1 protein-coding gene and 1 pseudogene are annotated in these 715 nt (G+C 51.2%); both read right to left on the minus strand.

Features of this window, described 5'->3' with window-relative positions:
- Positions 1–46: 46 nt before the first annotated feature.
- Positions 47–493: an Abi family protein gene (locus ACYVJT_RS15315; RefSeq protein WP_343957876.1), complete on the minus strand. Its 447-nt coding sequence runs from the start codon at positions 491–493 to the stop codon at positions 47–49.
- A pseudogene (locus ACYVJT_RS15320) lies at positions 494–547 on the minus strand (hypothetical protein); the annotation flags it as partial. It abuts the gene before it with no gap.
- Between the last annotated feature and the right edge of the window lie 168 nt (positions 548–715).

Here is a 715-nt window from a genome sequence, read left to right on the forward strand (position 1 = left end):
TTGCCTGAGAAAGCCACCATCAACGATCCCGCCAAACGAACCCAAACTAGCCAACTAGAAAACGCATGACACGTCTCATTTGATTTGACACGCTCCGTTTCTCCGGCTCTGTGACTGTCGCTGCTGTGAGGACAGCACGCGTATCAACGGCCGTAAGGCTATCAGTCCGGTCAAGAAGGCTGGCTGTCACCATGGACGCATCATCAAGAGAGAAGTCACGCGCCCAGATCGATTTCGATCTCCAGTCGTTCGGGAAACCCAGCTGCTGCATGTCAAACTGAGTAATTGTCGCCTGCTGCTCGATGAAATCAGCGATATCAATGACGTCTGTTCTTTCGGGAGCTATGCTGCAGAGCAGATACCGCATAATGGTGAGGACACCATAAAGTTTATTGTTTATTCCCGCATCTATGAGGGAGAATAAATAATCATGAGGGTCATTACGGGAAGCCCCCGGCGCGTCAATCAAGACGTCGAAAGTACGGTTCCACACACGACCATAATGAGCGCATATATTGCGCACGTTCCGTAGGTTGTTGAGCCAGTTCGCTAGGGATCCGCGGTCCCCTCTCCCATTGTCAAGTCCCGGGTTTTGTGGAGGGTCTGCGTATTTTCATTTCTAGTACTACAGTCGTGTTTGTAAAGTGTGGCCGCGTGCTGTGTAGTGTTATTGCTGGGCCCGGTATTGGTGTTGACGTCGCCATAATGAGGCTCG

It is taken from the genome of Yaniella soli (assembly GCF_054782375.1).